Source organism: Nocardia sp. NPDC050175 (assembly GCF_044459885.1).
Classification (GTDB): domain Bacteria; phylum Actinomycetota; class Actinomycetes; order Mycobacteriales; family Mycobacteriaceae; genus Nocardia.
Window position 1 is genome coordinate 356,464 of the sequence record NZ_JBITJI010000004.1, and the last position, 17,518, is coordinate 373,981.

Below are 17,518 nucleotides of genomic sequence, written 5' to 3' on the forward strand. Positions count from 1 at the left end.
AGGTCGGTGCGTCGCGCGCCGAGTGCCGTCGCCGCACTTGCCGCGCTGTCGGGGGATACCTCAACATGCTCCTCCCGCAACGGAACTGACGCATCGAAAAGACGATCTTGGTGTGCGGCGAACGCCGGATGATCGCAATTGGCCTGCCCGAGGGCATGTTCCACACAAAGCGGCAGCGCACTACTCGGCCTTCGCGACTAGGTCAGCTCGGGGACAGGGAGATGCTGCCTGCGCGGCGGCGGGCCACCGAGCCGTAGCGAGCGTCTATCCGGAGCCAGGTGTTGGTGGCTCGGATGCGAACGATTTCGGTGGGCAGGATGCGGCGGGAGTCGGCCTTGTCACCGGAGTGCGGGATGAAATCCATTGCGGTGAGGGCGAAGACGACGCGCATCGGGACCTGGACCTGGGTGTCGGCGCCGGAGACGGTGAGCACGGTCTGGTCGAGCAGGGAGGCGGGTGGGCCGTGACTGCTGCCGTGTTCCTTGGCCAGTTGGGCGCCCTGTTCGGCGAGTTCGACCAGGGTGCGGGCGGGTACGTCGTCGATGTGCAGGAAGCCGTCGACCGGCGGTAGCGCGCCACGCCATGCGGAATCCATCGAGTAGCCGAGGTCGATGGGCAGGCCGGAGCCGAGCCCGGCCAGCACCATGTCGGCGCCGACGGTGACGTCGTCGACGCCGAGCTCACCGACGATGGTGCGGACCGCGAGCGCCTCGAAACCCGTTGCCACCCAGGCCGCGACGTACTGATCCCCGCGGCGGCGGATACGTACCACCGCCGCGGGGTCCAGCCGCACCGCCCGAGTCAGGAACGTCGCGAGGTTCTCTCGCTCCGCCGGATCGGACACGTGCAATACGCGTTGTTCTGCCATCACGGCTGTGCTGCCGTTCTGGACCAGCGAATACCGATGCGGATCAGTCCAGCCACTCGGCCAGATAGTCGCGTTCGGCCTCGGTGAGCCTGCGCAGGCGCTGCCCGGACATGTCGAACGCGGCGATCTGGGTGGAGGCGATCACCGCGGCAGGCGAGTCCGGTGCCGCACCCGCGGCCCGCACCTCGTAGCCGATGGTGAAGTCGACCGCCCGCAGCCGTTCGATCCACATCGCGATATCGAGCGGTGTGTCCTCGTGCCTGAGCTGTCCGCGGTAGCGCACCCGAAGGTCGGCCAGCACGCAGCCGGTGCCGAGCGCGGCGGTCGGGCGGCCCGGCTCGAGCAGCCACGGGATGCGCGCCTCCTCCAGCAGGGTCACCATGCGGGCATGGTTCACATGCTGGAAAGCATCCATGTCCGACCACCTGACCTCGACCTGGGTGTGAAAACGCTTGGGCAGCACGACATTGCCACCCGTCGCCTTCCCGCTACCGTTCAACGAGCTGGTCAACGTGGTACCTCCGATTGGGCGCCCACCCCACTCACCATGCTTCGCACTTGCCGCGCGGCCACCGACAGCGTGGCGAGATCGTGGGTTCCGGACTCGAACAACTCCGACAGTGCGGCCCGGGCACGCCCGAGCCGAGACTGGTTCTTCGACTCCCAGTATGCAATCTTCTCGTCCGCGCTCTCCTCCGGGTCACCCGCGGAGAGCACATCGAGGGTCAGCGAGCGCAGCGACGAGTACATATCGTCGCGCAGCGCGAGCCGGGCCAGCGAGTGCCAGCGGTCGCCCCGTTCGAGGTGGCTCACCGCCTGGAGCAGCCAGTCGATCTTGAGGTGCTCGTTGAGCGCGTAGTAGAGCGACCCGACCTCGTCACCGTCGCGATCGGTGATGTCGGCGATGTCCACGATGTCGAGCAGCGGGAACAGGTTGAGCAGCCCGAACACCTCGGTGGCCAGGTCGGTCGGCGCACCGCGGGCGATGAGCTCGGCCGACTGATCGGTGAGCGTCGCGACGTGATGTCCGCGCAGCCAGCCCGGCACCTTCGGCGCCAGCGCCTGCACGTCCTGGCAGTACCGGTTGATCTCCGCGCCGACCGCGATCGGCTGCGGCCGGTTGCTCAGGAACCAGCGCGAGGCCCGGTCCAGTGTCCGTTTGGTTTCCAGCTCCAGCAGGTCACGCACCGCGGTGGCGGCGTCGGCCGCGCGGATCCGCGCCCACATCTCCGGCAGCCCGAAGATCTCGGTGGCCGCCGCGAACGCACGCACCGAGTCGGTGGGCGTCGCGCCGGTCTCCTCGCTCAACCGGTGCGCGTAGGTGATGCCGCCGTAGTCGACCATCTCGTTCACGATCATCGTGGTGAGGATTTCCCGGCGCAGCCGGTGCTTCTTGATCGCGGCACCGAACCGCTCCCGCAACGGTGTCGGGAAGTAGTCGGGCAGCCGGGTGACGAAGAAGGGGCTGTCCGGCAGATCCGTCTCGAGCAGGTCGGCCTTGAGCGAAAGCTTCACGTGCGCCATGAGATTGGCGAGTTCCGGGGACGTGAGCCCCGCGCCCTCCTCCAGCATGCGCTTCAGCTGCGCTGCCGAGGGCAGTGCCTCCAGCTCCCGGTCGAGGCCGCGGCGCGCTTCCAGATCGTCGATGAGCCGCATGTGCACGTTCAGCATCTGCGGTGCGTCGGTGCGGGACATGCCCATCAGGAAGTTCTGCGCCACATTGTCGTCCAGCACCATCTGCGCGACCTCGTCGGTCATCGAGGCGAGCAGCGGGTTGCGTTCCGGCTCGGACAGCTGGCCCGCGCTGACGACGCCGTCGAGCAGCACCTTGATGTTGACCTCGTGGTCGGAGCAGTCGACGCCGGCCGAGTTGTCGAGCGCGTCGGTGTTCATCTTGCCGCCACTGCGGCAGAACTCGATGCGGCCGAGCGCGGTCGCACCCAGGTTGCCGCCCTCGCCGATCACCTTGACCCGCAACTGGTTTCCGTTGACCCGGACCGCGTCGTTGGACTTGTCGCCGACGTCGCCGTTGACCTCGGTGCTCGCCTTGATGTAGGTACCGATGCCGCCGTTCCACAGCAGTTCGGCCGGCGCGAGCAGGATCGCGTGCACCAGCTCCGGCGGGGACAGCGATTCGATACCGTCGGCCAGCCCCAACGCCTTTCGGACCTGGGGGCTGATCGGCACCGACTTCACCGTGCGGTCGTAGACGCCGCCGCCCTTGCTGATGAGCGAGGCGTCATAGTCCGCCCACGACGAGCGGGGCAGCTGGAACATCCGCTGCCGTTCGGCGTAGGAAGCCGCGGTGTCCGGGTTCGGATCCAAGAAGATGTGCCGGTGGTCGAACGCCGCGAGCAGGCGGATGTGCTCGGACAGCAGCATGCCGTTGCCGAAGACGTCACCGCTCATATCGCCGACACCGACGACGGTGAAATCCTGTGTCTGCGTGTCGATGTCCATTTCCTGGAAGTGGCGCTTGACGCTCTCCCAGGCACCCTTGGCGGTGATGCCCATCGCCTTGTGGTCGTAGCCCGCCGAGCCGCCGGAGGCGAACGCGTCGCCGAGCCAGAAGCCGTAGCGCTTGGCCACATCGTTGGCGATATCGGAGAACGTCGCCGTGCCCTTGTCGGCGGCCACCACCAGGTAGGTGTCGTCGCTGTCGCGGCGCACCACCCGGGCGGGCGGTACCACCTCGCCGGTCGCGCGATCCACGTTGTCGGTGACATCGAGCAGGCCGGAGATGAAGGTGCGGTAGCAGCTGATGCCCTCGGCGCCGAGTGCTTGACGATCCGCGACCGGGTCACCGGTGGCGGCCGGTGGCTGCTTCACCACGAAGCCGCCCTTGGCGCCGACGGGGACGATCACCGCGTTCTTGACCGCCTGCGCCTTGACCAGACCGAGCACCTCGGTGCGGAAGTCCTCCAAACGGTCGGACCAGCGCAACCCGCCACGGGCTACCGGACCGAACCGCAGGTGCACGCCCTCGACTCGCGGCGAGTACACGAAGATCTCGAATTGCGGCCTCGGCTTGGGCAATTCGCTGATCTCGCGCGGCTCGACCTTCACCGACACGTAGTCACGCGACATGCCCTCGGCGTCGGTGACGTAGTAGTTGGTGCGCAGCGTCGCCCTGATCAGGTTGAGGATGGCGCGCAGGATCCGGTCGGCGTCGAGGCTGACCACGTCGTCGATCCGGCCGCAGACCTGGCCGTCCAACTCGGCGGCGTGCTCGGCCGAGACGGTGTCCGGGTCGAAGTGCGCCGCGAACAGGTCGACGAACAGCCGTGCCACGTCCGGATAGGTGAGCAGCACCCGGGAGATGTTGGCCTGGCTGTACGGAAAACCGGCCTGCTGCAAGTACTTCGCGTAGGTGCGCAGGATCGACACCGCACGCCACGGCAGCCGCGCGCGCAACACCAGTTCGTTGAGCGGGTCGGCTTCCGCGCGGCCGTACCAGGCCGCCTCGAACGCCTCGGTGAACCGCTCGCGCAGGCCGCGAACCTCCGCCTCCAGCACGGCCGCCCGCTTGGACGACTCCAGCAGTTCCGCGTCCAGGTCCCGGTCGAGCGCGCTGCGCAGCAACTCGGGGCGGGCCAGCAGACCGAAGTCGTAGATCCAGCGTTCGCCGCCGGTGCTCGGGTCGCCGCCGGGCTGGGCCTCCAGCTCCAGCTGGTACGGCCGCTCGTCGACCACTTCGACGCCGAGGCTCTGCAGCACCGGAAGCACCTGGCTCAGCGAGATGCCGGGGCCGGCGACGTAGAGCGAGAACCGCCAGGAACCGGGGTCGGACGCGATATTGCGGTACAGGTACTGATCGATGCCGCCGTCGCGCAGGTGCTCCAGGCGGACGATGTCGGCGAGCGCGCGGCCCGCCTCGAAGTCCTCCTTGTAGGCGTCGGGGAACGCCTCGGAGTAGCGCTGCACTACCGCGGGGTCGAGCATCGTCGAGGTGCTGACCTCGTCGTTCAGCAGGTCTTCCCAGGTCCGGCTCGCCTCGCCGAGCAGCGCCTGGATGCGCAGCCGGTTGGCCTCGGAGGTGTCCGCGGCCGGTGCCGCGTAGCGCGGCGCGCCGTGCTCGGCCTCCGGCATGCGCACCGTGAAATACACACTGGCCAAGTCGCTTTCGCCGACCCTGGCGGAGTAATCGATGGAGACGCCACCCAGTTCACGGACCAGGATGTCCTGCATCTCCAGCCGCACCCTGGTGGTGTAGCGGTCGCGCGGCAGATAGACCATGCACGCGACGAATCGGCCGTAGCCGTCCGCGCGCAGGAACAGGCGCACCTGCCGGCGCAGCCCGATGTTCAGCACCGCGAGGGCGGTCCGGCGCATCGTCTCGGCGTCGGAGGAGAACAGCTCGGTGCGCGGGAAGGACTGGATGACCTCGAGCATCGCCTGCCCGGAGAACGACTCCAGGTCGAACCCGCTCTCCTCGATCACCGCGCGCACCCGACGCTCGATCACCGGGATGTCGAGCACGTTCTCGTGCACCGCGGTGACCGTGAAGACGCCGATGAACAGGTGCTCGCCGACGATGGTGCCCGCGTCGTCGAAGTCGGCGACGCCGATGAAGTACGGGTATACCGAGCGATGCACGGTGGCCGGGACCAGGCCCTGGGTCAGCATCAGCAGCGGCCGGTCGGCGGCGTTGATCGGCACCCGGAAATCGGTGCCGACGTCGGGCCGGAGCACGCCGAGGCAGGTGCCCGGCATCGGGTTGGACGACTCCTGCCCCTGCTCGGCGCTCAGCTGGTAGCGGGCGTAGCCGAGCACGGTGAAGTTGCCGCTGGCCAGCCAGCGCAACAGGTTCGCGGTGTCCACCAGGTCGGTGTCGGCGAACGGCGCGGTGCCCGACTTCGCGGCCAGTTCCAGATCGTCGGCCAGCCTGCTCTGCACGTCCTTGATGGACTCGGTGTCACCGATGACCTGACGGACGTCGGCGACCACGTTCGGCATCGCGGATTCGATCCGGCTCAGCAACGCCCGGCTGGTGGACGGGTGCAGTTGCAGGTGCATCCACGACTCGCGCAGCGCGGTCGCGCCGTTGGTGCCGTCCACTTCGTGCGGTGCGGCGTGCTGCAGCAGCCCGTCCGCATCGCGTTCCACCTCGAAGATCGGGTGGATCACTTCGCTCACGCTGACACCGAGCCGGGTCAGCGATGAGGTGATCGATTCGACAAGTAGCGGCATGTCGTCGGTGACTAGCTGTACCGCCGCGCCGAGGCCGGAGCCGTCGTCGGGGTGATACACCCGGACCAGAGCCCGGTCCGCCGGGCGGTGCATGGCCAACTCCATGTGCCGCCGGAAGATTTGAGTGATGCCGGTGATCGCGCAGTCCACATCGCCCGCGTCGACGTGGCGGAAATACGCCTCCTCGAGAGTCGCAAGTTCGCCGCGCAGTGCCTGCGGCAAACTCGCGGCCCACGCCGCACTGGACAATTCGGACGAGACCGTCATTTTTTCGCCAACTCCTCGGATTCGGTTCCGTAACAAAGCGACGCCGGTCCGAGAGTAGCTGTGCGTGGAAGACGAGGGGGTGAAATCCCTTCCAATCCTGGGGTGTTCACCATCACGGCGGTGTTCGCCACGCGATTGCCCAGCTCGGATGAATGATCTCGGCACAGCATCGTTCGGACGCACGAACGTCAGGTGTGCGCGACAGGGTCTTTCTGCGGCGGCAGCGGGGCCGAAGCACCTCGGTTCAGCTCGGCTACCAGGTCGACGGTGGGGACCGCCGATTGCTCGAACTGTGCCTGCGCATTCACGTGTCCCACAGTAGCGAGATTCGTCACGGCCGTGGGACCGGGTCCAGTGCCGTTGTGCCGGATACGAGACATAACGGGCGTACGGTATTGCGTCGCGCGCCGGGACCGAGTCGTGACGTCGTGTTCGACGCCGGCGACTCGGTCCCGATCAGGTCCGCGGCGGAGGGGAGAGGTCCGCCGACGGATCAGTCGCGGGTCAGCTTGCGGTGCGTAACCCGGTGCGGGCGCGCCGCTTCCAGGCCGAGGCGCTCGATCTTGTTGGCCTCGTAGGCCTCGAAGTTGCCCTCGAACCAGAACCACTTGGCGTCGTTGTCGGAGTCGCCCTCCCACGCCAGGATGTGCGTGCAGGTGCGGTCAAGGAACCAGCGATCGTGGGAGATCACGACGGCGCAGCCGGGGAACTGTTCGAGCGCGTTCTCCAGCGAACCGAGGGTTTCCACGTCGAGGTCGTTGGTCGGCTCGTCGAGCAGGATCAGGTTGCCACCCTGCTTGAGGGTGAGCGCCAGGTTCAGCCGGTTTCGCTCACCACCGGAGAGCACGCCGGCCGGCTTCTGCTGATCCGGGCCCTTGAAGCCGAACGCGCTGACGTAGGCGCGCGACGGCATTTCCTGGTTGCCGACCTGAATGAAGTCGAGCCCCTCCGACACCACCTGCCAGACGTTCTTCTTCGGGTCGATGCCGGACCGGTTCTGGTCGACGTAGCTCAGCTTGACCGTCTCGCCGACCTTCACCTCACCGCTGTCCGGCGCCTCCAGCCCGACAATGGTCTTGAACAGCGTGGTCTTACCGACACCGTTCGGGCCGATGACGCCGACAATGCCGTTGCGCGGCAACGTGAACGACAGATCCTTGATGAGCTGACGGTCGCCGAAGCCCTTGTCCAGGTGCGCGACCTCGACCACCACGCTGCCGAGGCGCGGACCCGCCGGAATCTGGATCTCTTCGAAGTCCAACTTCCTGTGCTTGTCGGCCTCGGCTGCCATCTCCTCGTACCGGCCGAGGCGGGCCTTGTTCTTGGCCTGGCGGGCCTTGGCGCCGGAGCGCACCCAGGCCAGCTCGTCCTTGAGCCGCTTCTGCAGCTTCTGGTCCTTCTTGCCCTGGACCTCGAGTCGCTGGGCCTTCTTCTCCAAGTAGGTGGAGTAGTTGCCCTCGTAGGGGTAGGCGCGGCCGCGGTCGAGTTCGAGGATCCACTCGGCGACGTTGTCGAGGAAGTACCGGTCGTGGGTGACGGCGAGCACGGCGCCGGCGTACGCGGCCAGGTGCTGCTCGAGCCAGAGCACGCTCTCGGCGTCGAGGTGGTTGGTCGGTTCGTCGAGCAGCAGCAGGTCGGGCTTGCTGAGCAGCAGCTTGCACAGCGCGACGCGGCGGCGCTCACCACCGGAGAGGTTGGTGACCGGCTCGTCCGGCGGCGGGCAGCGCAGCGCGTCCATCGCCTGCTCCAGCTGGGAGTCGACGTCCCACGCGTCGGCGTGGTCGAGGAACTCCTGTAGCTTGCCCATCTCGTCCATGAGCTCGTCGGAGTAGTCGGTGGCCATCAGCTCGGCGATCTCGTTGAAGCGATCCAGCTTCACCTTGACCTCGCCGAGGCCCTCCTCGACGTTGCCGCGGACCGTCTTCTCCTCGTTCAGCGCGGGCTCCTGCATCAGGATGCCGACCGTCGCGCCGGGCGCCAGGAACGCTTCGCCGTTGTTCGGCTGGTCCACTCCCGCCATGATCTTCAGCACGCTGGATTTACCGGCGCCGTTCGGGCCGACGACACCGATCTTGGCGCCGGGAAGGAAGTTCAGGAAGACATCGTCGAGCACGACTTTGTCACCATGCGCCTTGCGAACCTTCTTCATTGTGTAAATGAACTCAGCCATAAGGAGGAAGCCTATCGGTGTCGGAAACGGTGAGTTGAACCGGCGGATACCCCTCGCAGCGCGCGGCCAAAAGTGCGCGGCCTGGTCAGGCGTCGGCGTGCTCGGGGTGGGTCGTTCGGGGTGGCGCCGTGGAGGCGGCTGCGACATTCTCCCCCAGCCCGTCGCCTGCCGGCACCTGATGTTCAGCACTGAAGCGGTCGCCAGTATTCCGCATCTCCGACCATCTGGTCACCCGGGCGGTGCAGCGGCCGAGGTCGAGTGAGCGTGCATGCCATCCCAACTCTGACGTCACGCCACCCCCTGACGTCGCGTCAGTTCGGCCGTCCGGAAGCAGAGAGAGCACCGGAACCCAGTCAATGCGTGGGATCTGCCGCTGCATGTCCAGCAGACCATCAGCACGACTGATGTCATCGAGCGAGAGTCTCCCCCTGCAACACTCCGTCCCTTAGCCAGCGGCCACGATCCGGTTCCGTTCAGGCGGGACACTCCAAAAGTTATCCTGCCGACTTCGATACATCCGTGACTGAAACGATCCAGTTACTATCCGCCCAGCCTGGCGCGTGAACTCCTACTAGATCGAGCTGAATGGACACTGGACTGAAACAGCCACGCATTCATTCGATTTCAGATAATCGACCAACCGTCGATAAGTGGGTCTTATCAGCGTTCGAGGATCAGCGGCTTCATGCCGAGCAAGCAGTCTGATCAGGAGCGTCCGTATCGACCTCAGCAACTTCTACGCTCAACTTTGAGACGATGTCTTCCACCGCCTTCTCCCAACCGGGCGTATTCCCTCCAGCTGTATGAATCGCAGCCCGAATCGCGCTGGTACTTACATTCCCCGCGTCAAGTAGATCGTGCGCAGTTACCCGCAGTTTGAGCCGAACAACACCATCCATCTGACGATCTACGCTCGCCGCCAGCACCTGATCGAGCGTCCCGAGGACCGACGACACCTCGCTGATGTGCTTAGCCACCTCGCGCTCGTCACCGGGGATGTCGCCTTGCAGCTTAGCTAGGAATATGGCCTGCCAAATTCGTACGACATCAGGCTCGGGGCGCGCCACCACTTCCTTGCTCACACGCTCGCCAATGCGCGCCTCACGTTGCGACCTGCTTCCGCTACCTTTTTCATACTTGATAGCACGAAGCTCTACATCGAAGCCGAGAGCATGCATCATTCGAGCCAAGCTACGCAGGGTTAGATTCCGACGTCCACTCAGTCTGTTGCTGACTTCCGTCGGCCGCACCTTCAGCAAATCCGCCAGTTGCTTCTTATTCTTTCCGGTCGCATGCATGGCCTCATACACCAGCTCGTTCGCAGCCAGAACAAGTCGCTCCTCAGCGAACAGCGCGTCAGATTCCGATGTACGTCTAAACCAAGTTGTCATTTCCGTTGCGCCCCCTTAAATATCTCACGTGCACGCTCGGCTTGTTTGCAAACCTTCCGATCAGGCGGTTTCTTTGCTCCGTGCGTAGCCACCCAGTTCTCCTCGTGCCTGACCGCGTAGAGCCGGAAACCGGTCCTTGTCTTGATCTCTGAGACAGGTGGACTTCCGGGGCATTGTAGGACTCTCATCTCGTCTGGACTCCGTAAGAAGCCCACCTCGGTGAGTCGAGCGAACCGCGCCCGGAATTGGGCACTGGTGCGGTCATCCAGGCCGGCCAGCCACGCCGAGGCTGCACACTCGCCCCTATGGTCGACCACGCCGTACACAGTCAGTCTCGGACCTTCATAGATGATCTCCAGCTGAAGTGAAGTCATATCTTCACCTCCCTCGCAGTGTAGGGTGCGAACCGCAACCTTGGACAGGTCTGCGGCAAACCCGTTGTTGTAACGTTCAACACCCAGCCCTCATCGACGACACTCCCATGGGTGGATATCTCGTGGCCATGCCGGATCTGCAAGCATGGTTGTTATCAGATCGGGCGGCGCGCCACGGGCCGATGCGGGCCCTCGGTGAGTTGAACCGGCGGATACCCTCGCAGTGCGCGGCCTGGTCAGGCGTCGACGTGCTCGGGGTGGGTCGTTCGGGGTGGCGCCGTGGAGGCGGCTGCGACATTCTCCCCCAGCCCGTCGCCTGCCGGCACCTGATGTTCAGCACTGAAGCGGTCGCCAGTATTCCGCATCTCCGACCATCTGGTCACCCGGGCGGTGCAGCGGCCGAGGTCGGGACCGATGGCGGTGGCCCGCATCTCCAGGTCGCGCCGTTCCACCCCGTCCCTGCTGCGGTATTCGTGCGAGCGCAGCTGGCCGTGCGCGATGATCGGGTCGCCGCGCCGCAGCGAGGCGTCCACGCCCGCCACCAGCCTGCGCCAGCAGCTCACGTTGAGGAACAGGGTGCCGTTGTCGACCCACTCCCCCGTCTTCTGGTCGAGTCGGCGCGAGTTGCTCGCCATCCGGAAGATCAGCATCTGCTCGCCGTTCGGCAGCTCACGCTTCATCGGATTGTTGACGATCGTCCCGACGACGGTCGCATTCGCCTCGTACATGATGACGCCCCTTCGCATTCGGCCCGTGGCGGTTGCCCGGAGACTTCCTCCCCGCGAGGAGGACTTCTCCAGCCTCACCGATGCGACGGGTGATCGGGCGACGCGATCCGAGAATGTGGACAACTTTCGCGAATGTGGATATCCGGTGCTTCTTTCGAGGTCGGCGAAGCGGGCGCGAAAGTGGTTACAGCACCGAGAGATCGGTGTTGGCGCCGCAGAGGACGATCACCGGGCGCTCGTCGGGAGCCGGGACGTAGACGCCGCTCTGCACCGCGGCCAGCGCGGCCGCACCGGCGAACTCCACCACGATGCGGAACTCGCGCCACAGATAGTCGCGGGCCGTCGCGATCGCGTCGTCGGTCACCAGCAGCGAACGCACCTGATAGCGGCGCGTGATGTCCATCGCGATGTTGCCGATCCTGGTGGCGCCCAAGGATTCCGCCGCGATGCTGGACACCTCGACCTCGACGGGGCGGTTCGCCGACAACGCGGCGTGCAGGGTCGGAATGCCTTCCGGCTCCACGCCGACCACCTGCTGACGACGGCCGATCGCCGCCGCGATCCCCGCGACCAGCCCACCGCCGCCGACCGCGGCGAGCACCGACGGACGCCCGCGCACCTGCTCCTCGATCTCCAGGCCGACCACCCCGGCGCCCGCGACGATGGCGGGTAGGTCGTAGGCGTGCAGCTGCAAAGCATTGCGTTCCGCGGCGAGCTGGTTGGCGTAGCCGACCGCTTCGGTGTAAGTCGTTCCGTGCCAGAGCACCTCGGCACCGTGCGACCACATCGCGGCGACCTTGGTGTGTGGTGCCGACTCCGGAACGACTACGGTGCAGGACTTTCCGAGATGCGCGGCCGCCAGCGCGGCGGCGATGCCCGCATTGCCGCCGGAGGCGATGACCACCTGATCGGTGCCGTCCGGGGCCGCCAGCAGCGCGTTGAAGCTGCCCCGAACCTTGAAAGTGCCGCCGTACTGCAGGTATTCGAGCTTCATCGTGACCGGCACCGGACCGTTGGGCCCGGCGACGGTGGTGTGGAAGACCGGCGTCTTACGGATCCGCCCGGCCAGCCGCCTACGCGCGGCCCGCACATCGGATCGATAGATCCGATCGATCGGTCTGTGTTCGGAGAAGACTACGGACCGTTCGTTCACAACCACACCTTGACCAACTCGACTCCACCATGACCTGAGACTTCATGCCCGAAGGCATTGCGCCGTCACTTACTTATGTACCCCTCGGTCACGTTTTGCCAGCTCAGCGAACATCGCGTTGTGCGCGGACAGCGCGGCGTCGTGGTCGCGGTCGGCGGCCCGATCGGTGCGCTGCGCCAGCTTCCGATCGCTGCGCGACCATTGGATGAGCAGCGCGAGCATCACCACCACCAACGGCACCTCGCCGCTCGCCCAGGCGAGACTACCGCCGGTGCGCTGGTCGCCGAGCAGGTCGCCGTTCCAGCCGAGGCCGAGGCCGCGATAGAACCAGCCGCCGAGCACCGTGTTCATGCTCATCAACGCGATGCCGAAGAACGCGTGGAACGGCAGCGAGCCGAACACCATCGCGAGCCTGGTCAGTGGTTCCACCTGGCGCGGCTTGGGATCGATGCCGATGACGACCCAATAGAACAGATAGCCGCTGAGCAGGAAGTGCGCGTTCATCATCAGGTGCGCCGCGTGCGAGTCCGCGTACGTGTCGAAGATCCCGCCGAGGTACAGCGCGTAGAACCCGCCGACGAAGATGACCGCCGCCACAATCGGGTGGGTCAGGAAGCGCGACACCGGATTGTGCACGGCGGCAAGGATCCACTCGCGCGGTCCCGGCGCGCCGGTGCGTCCGGCGGGCGGCAGCGCGCGCAGCGCGAGGGTCACCGCGCCGCCCAGCGCGAACAGGATCGGCGCCAGCATGGACAACGCCATGTGCGCGCCCATGTGCACGCTGAACATCGCGGGCGAATACCGACCGACCCCGGACGAGGTGGCGATCAGCAGCACCGCGCAGCCGGACAGCCAGGCGATGGTCCGCCCGACCGGCCACGCGTCGCCGCGCAACCGCAGGCGGCGCACGCCGAGCAGATACAGCACCGCGAGCACGATCGACAGCGTTCCGAAGATCAGGTCGAAGCGCCAGTCGAACAGCAGCCGTGGCACATTCGGCGGGCCGGCCAGGTTGTAGCCGAGTTCGACCTCGGCGGCGGTCGGGATGCTGGTCGGCGGTGGCGGCGGGGTGCGGCCGAGTCCGACGGCCAGACCCATTGTTGCCGCGAAGACCAATACCTCGACACCGGCGAATCGGATCAGCGCACCGCGGTCCTTCGGGTTCGCGGCGAGTGCGGGCAGTGCGGCGCGGCGCTGCACGAAACCGATCAGGCCGAGCACGATCAGCGCGGTGGCCTTGGCGAGCACCAGCTTGCCGTAGGTGGTGGTGAGCAGTTCGTCCCACGGCACCCGGACCCAGGAGTTGATCACTCCGCTGACGCCGATGGTGACGAACGCGATGGTGGCGGTGAGCGAGAAGCGGCGGGCGGCGAGGTCGGTGTGCGCACCACCGCGGCGCGCGTGCGCCAGTAGCGCGAACAGGCCGCCGACCCACACCGCGGCCGAAACCAGGTGCAGGATCAGGCTGTTGGTGGCGAGGTCGTGCGCGCCACCGGAGGACGAGTGGCCGGTCAGCGCCAGCGGCATCATCGTCACGATCGCCCCGGCGAACAGCACCGGCGTCCAGCCCCAGCGCAACGCGAGCCGGGCACCGACGGCGACGATCAGTGCGAACAGCACCGTGGTGCGCCAGGCGCCGGCCAGCTCGATCTGATCGATGGCACGCCACAGAGCTTCCGGGCGCAGCGTGTCGCCGACCGGCTGCCCGGTGGTGTCGGAGACCGTCAGCGGAATGAGCAGCGCCGCACAGCAAGCCCAGATGAGCGCGAAATTGGAGGCCCGGCGCACCGCGCGATACCCGCCGACGTCGAGCAGGCCGTTCGATTGCGGTGGCACCAGGAACGCGGCGAACAACAGCGACCCGACCGTCAGCGCGGCCGACAGATCGGCGAGCGCGCGCACCGCGGGCAGGCCGTATGTGGTCAGCGCTCCGGGGTCCGGAATGCCGAGCAGACTCAGGGCTTGCGCCGCGGAAAGGCCGACCACCAGCGCGGCGACCACCGCCGCGATCGCGCCCGTCAGCGCGATCAGCACAGCGTATGTCGCCGCCGTCCGGGTGACCTCCAGATCAGGTGAAGCGGACGGGTCCTGCGCTGACGACATACGACTGAGCGTAGTTCGATTGTTATCGCGTAGCCGCGCCGGGTTTGGGCCGATAGGGTGGTCGGCGGATCACGGAGGTGCAATGTCGATCGTGTCGATCGTGTTGATTGCCTTGGTGGCGTTGTTCTTCGCCGCCATGGGCGTCTACGGGCTGTTGCGGCCCAGCCAACTCGTCGACCCGCTCGGGCTGCTCGCCGATCGCGCGGATGCCCGCGCCGAGGTGCGAGCCGTCTACGGCGGTTTCGGTGTCGCGATCGCGGTGGTCCTCGGGTTGGCCGCCGCCGATGTCGGCGACCTGAGAACCGGGGCCTGTGTGGCCGTCGCGGCCGCGCTGGGCGGCATGGCGGTCGGCCGGATCTGGTCGGGCGTCGTGGAAAGCCCGTCCGCCTTCTTCCCCGTTTGGTTCTACCTGGTGCTCGAGGTGATCATGGCCGCAATGCTCGTACTCGCGGTCACGCTGACCCCTTAGCCATCTGGTCGGTCGCTATAATTGGCGCGCTGGACAGCACGACCAATGTCGGCCATGGTGGAACCCACTGCCTCCGTAGCTCAGTTGGATAGAGCAAGGGCCTTCTAATCCCTAGGTCGCAGGTTCGATTCCTGCCGGGGGCGCCACACCCCCTGTGGCCTGCACGAACAGTGCACCACAGGGGGATTACCCACCCAGCACAGCGGTCAAACACCTAGGGCTTTTCGTCAGCATCGGCTGACCTTCATCTACATGTACGGCCGTACCAGTTTCTGCATCTTCGTGATCTAGGATGCCGCGGTGCAGATCTCGATGTGGGTTCCCTACGACAAGAAGCGGCAGAAGCGGTTGGTGAAGTTCGTCCTGCGCTCGCAGCTGATCTCCATTCGGGTTGCGGGCGGGGGGATGGTCGTCCTCGGCCTCCTGTTCCTCGCCCAGGATATTTCGACGGTGCTGGCCTACTTCTTGATGCTGGTCGGCGTCTTCTGGGCGGTGGCGGTTCCGCCGCTCACGGTGCGTCAGACGATAGATAATCAGTCCGCTCTCGCGAAGGACGGATGCCAGCTGACCCTCGATGACGAGGGCGTCACGACGGCCCATCCTCTGATCGAATCGCGGGTTCGGTGGGGCGCGCTGAGTCACGTCGTCGAGACTCCCGAGGTTTGGTACCTCGTACTCAGCAAGATGTCGGCAGTCGCCGTCGCGAAGACACTCATGACAGAAGAGCAGCGAGCCACCTTCGCCGAGTTCGTGCGCGGGTTCCGGCCAGTCGCGAAGTAGCAGTGTCGTCCGGCGGACGCATCGCAACTGCCGATTCCCGCTAACGCCGAGGTCGTCTTACTGCGCCCGCTTCTCCGCGCGGCGGGTATTGCAGCGCTCCCCCTCAGCGACCTGATACAGATCGCCACTTCAGCTAATTCGCAACAGTGTCATGCAGCCTCCCATCCCATTGTCTTTCGGTGACGAATACTTACCGCTACTGACATCTATCGAGAGGAGACACTGTTCATGACGGTTTCGATGGCCGCCCGAGGCACCATCGTGCTCGCCGCCCTCGTCACGATGGCAGGGGTATCGGTCATGGCGCATGCCGATACGGCCGATCAGCAGGCGTCCGCCACGGCGTGCGCGAAGGAGGAAACGGAGTATGCGACATCGATATACGAATATTATGCCACTCGCTTCGATGGAGAAGCGGCTGTAGAAGAAGCAGGCATCAAAGCCCACAGGGGTCTCAATTGGCCATACCGGGAGTATGAAACGGATTGGGAATTCATGAGGGTCACGGCAAAGAAGGAACCCTCAGAGGATTACGATGCACGCTTCGATCGCATTGTTCTGGAACCGATGTCGAAGGCACTGCAACCGCTGCTCGACGCAAAGACCAAGCGGATCAATTCCGTAGAAGAATCGCGGTTGGAAAAAGTCGAAATGAAAAACGCCTACGACAGCTGCAAGGGCAAGAAGCCGCTCTGCGAGAAAGAGTTCAACAAGTACATCGAGAAGTCGGACCCGATTGCAAAAGACCTCGAGCAGAAAGAAAAATCGTGGCTTCCGATGACTGGCGGGCAAGGAGAAGGACTGGAATCGGAGAAGGCATCCGATGAATGGGTCCAGAAGCTGGGTGACGTTTACAAGGAGTACAAGACTTCCATCGAAGGCGACGAGTTGTGGGATGCCATGGTGAAGGCCGTCCAGGATGACGACAAAGCTGCCCACGCTGCCGCGCAGAAGAAGTTCCTGGCCGGCGCCGATGCGGACCTCAACAAGACGATCGACGACTTCGTCACCGCCCGGGAGTCAGCACACGATGCCATGGTCGATGCGATGATCACATTCGAGGATCAGCTCAAGGCCCTGACGAAGTGCATTCAACCCACGTAGCAAAAGCTTTAAGCGAAGCACATGCCCGTTCGAGGATGGCTCCACGAAAACGAGGAGACGGCAACGATGCAGCAACAGAACGGCGGAGTCCGAGCCAGTACGAGCAGGGCGGTCCGACTCGAGTTGTTCGGCGGGCCTGAGGTGCTAACCGTCCAGGACGTGCCCGAGCCGCAGGCGGGCGATACGCAGATCCGATGGCGGGCCGACACGTCCGCGGCAAGGTCGTGATCGACCTCTGACCGCGGCGCTCATCAGTCCTACAGGACGCTGACATAACTCCCATACCGACCGTTCAGGGCATCCTTCGCGGCTTCGGCAATGATCTGGCGGCTGTCTTGTGTGCATCGGATCAGGAACGCCCGCACCCTCGGCCCGGACCATCCGGCCGCCGCGACGGCGGGCCAATACGGCAGGTATCTCTCGTGGAACCTGGCCGCGGTGTATTCCAGAATTTGGTCGACTGCGTCTTCGGGAAGGTTCAGCCGGAGCATGGCTACCGCCCGAAGCGCGCCGTCATCGAGGAGCTCCACGTCTTGTTGCAGGCACCAGAGCACTGAGCGCGGGTCGTCGTCGATTTCGCGGTCGAGTCGTATGATCGCGTCTCCGAGAGCCGCATTGACGGCTGTGGGCTTGCGGGGCCGCAGGGCCCATTCTTTCAGGAGTTCGGCGTCGGCGCGTGAGCCCGTCATGCCGAGTGCCATGACCAGTTGATATTGCGTCTCCCAGGTGCGTTGGTCTTGCATTTCACGCTCGAGCGCACCGCGTATCTCGCCTGATGTCGTCGGATCAGCAAGCGCGCGTAGTCTTTTGGCACCACGCCGTCGCTGCGCTGACGCGCGATCAGTAAGTAGCGCCAATGCCTCGTCTCGCGACAGTGCCATGCTGGTCCGCCTTGCGCTCTTTACGTGCTCAACTGAATAT

At 65.5% G+C, this 17,518-nt stretch carries 12 protein-coding genes and 1 tRNA gene; 4 read left to right on the forward strand and 9 right to left on the reverse strand.

Annotated features, from left to right (window positions below; all coding sequences use genetic code 11):
- Positions 1-202 precede the first annotated feature (202 nt).
- The 8 genes from ACIBK2_RS16175 to ACIBK2_RS16210 form a co-directional block, all read right to left on the reverse strand.
- The gene (locus tag ACIBK2_RS16175; RefSeq protein WP_396967875.1) at positions 203-868 is read right to left on the reverse strand and encodes a hypothetical protein; all 666 of its coding nucleotides are present in this window, start codon (positions 866-868) and stop codon (positions 203-205) included.
- Positions 869-911: 43 nt separating this feature from the next.
- The gene (locus ACIBK2_RS16180) at positions 912-1,367 is read right to left on the reverse strand and encodes an acyl-CoA thioesterase (RefSeq protein ID WP_396968480.1); all 456 of its coding nucleotides are present in this window, start codon (positions 1,365-1,367) and stop codon (positions 912-914) included.
- Positions 1,368-1,375: 8 nt separating this feature from the next.
- Entirely contained in the window at positions 1,376-6,325 is a 4,950-nt protein-coding gene (locus tag ACIBK2_RS16185; protein ID WP_396967877.1) for an NAD-glutamate dehydrogenase, read from the reverse strand.
- Between the two features lie 493 nt (positions 6,326-6,818).
- Positions 6,819-8,495: an energy-dependent translational throttle protein EttA gene (ettA, locus tag ACIBK2_RS16190; protein WP_396967879.1), complete on the reverse strand. Its 1,677-nt coding sequence runs from the start codon at positions 8,493-8,495 to the stop codon at positions 6,819-6,821.
- A gap of 683 nt (positions 8,496-9,178) precedes the next feature.
- The gene (locus tag ACIBK2_RS16195; protein ID WP_396967881.1) at positions 9,179-9,886 is read right to left on the reverse strand and encodes a helix-turn-helix domain-containing protein; all 708 of its coding nucleotides are present in this window, start codon (positions 9,884-9,886) and stop codon (positions 9,179-9,181) included.
- 610 nt (positions 9,887-10,496) lie between these two features.
- Positions 10,497-10,988, reverse strand: coding sequence for a single-stranded DNA-binding protein (locus tag ACIBK2_RS16200; protein WP_396967882.1), 492 nt, complete (start codon positions 10,986-10,988; stop codon positions 10,497-10,499).
- A gap of 184 nt (positions 10,989-11,172) precedes the next feature.
- Positions 11,173-12,141, reverse strand: coding sequence for a serine/threonine dehydratase (locus ACIBK2_RS16205; RefSeq protein ID WP_396967884.1), 969 nt, complete (start codon positions 12,139-12,141; stop codon positions 11,173-11,175).
- Positions 12,142-12,210: 69 nt separating this feature from the next.
- Positions 12,211-14,244, reverse strand: coding sequence for a cytochrome c oxidase assembly protein (locus ACIBK2_RS16210; protein ID WP_396967886.1), 2,034 nt, complete (start codon positions 14,242-14,244; stop codon positions 12,211-12,213).
- An 82-nt stretch (positions 14,245-14,326) separates the two neighbouring features.
- Between ACIBK2_RS16210 and ACIBK2_RS16215 the strand changes: the two genes are divergently transcribed.
- The 4 genes from ACIBK2_RS16215 (at position 14,327) to ACIBK2_RS16230 (ending at position 16,597) form a co-directional block, all read left to right on the forward strand.
- A complete protein-coding gene (locus ACIBK2_RS16215; protein ID WP_396967888.1) occupies positions 14,327-14,713 on the forward strand; it encodes a DUF4345 family protein in 387 nt (128 codons plus the stop codon).
- A gap of 69 nt (positions 14,714-14,782) precedes the next feature.
- Positions 14,783-14,859, forward strand: a tRNA-Arg gene (locus tag ACIBK2_RS16220).
- A gap of 154 nt (positions 14,860-15,013) precedes the next feature.
- The gene (locus ACIBK2_RS16225; protein ID WP_396967890.1) at positions 15,014-15,493 is read left to right on the forward strand and encodes a YcxB family protein; all 480 of its coding nucleotides are present in this window, start codon (positions 15,014-15,016) and stop codon (positions 15,491-15,493) included.
- Between the two features lie 228 nt (positions 15,494-15,721).
- Positions 15,722-16,597 carry a hypothetical protein gene (locus tag ACIBK2_RS16230; protein ID WP_396967892.1) on the forward strand — a complete coding sequence of 292 codons (876 nt, stop codon included), beginning with the start codon at positions 15,722-15,724 and terminating at the stop codon, positions 16,595-16,597.
- Between the two features lie 257 nt (positions 16,598-16,854).
- On the opposite strand, the gene ACIBK2_RS16235 is transcribed toward ACIBK2_RS16230, so the two are convergent.
- Positions 16,855-17,478, reverse strand: a complete 624-nt coding sequence (locus ACIBK2_RS16235; protein ID WP_396967894.1) for a hypothetical protein — start codon at positions 17,476-17,478, stop codon at positions 16,855-16,857.
- Positions 17,479-17,518 lie beyond the last annotated feature (40 nt).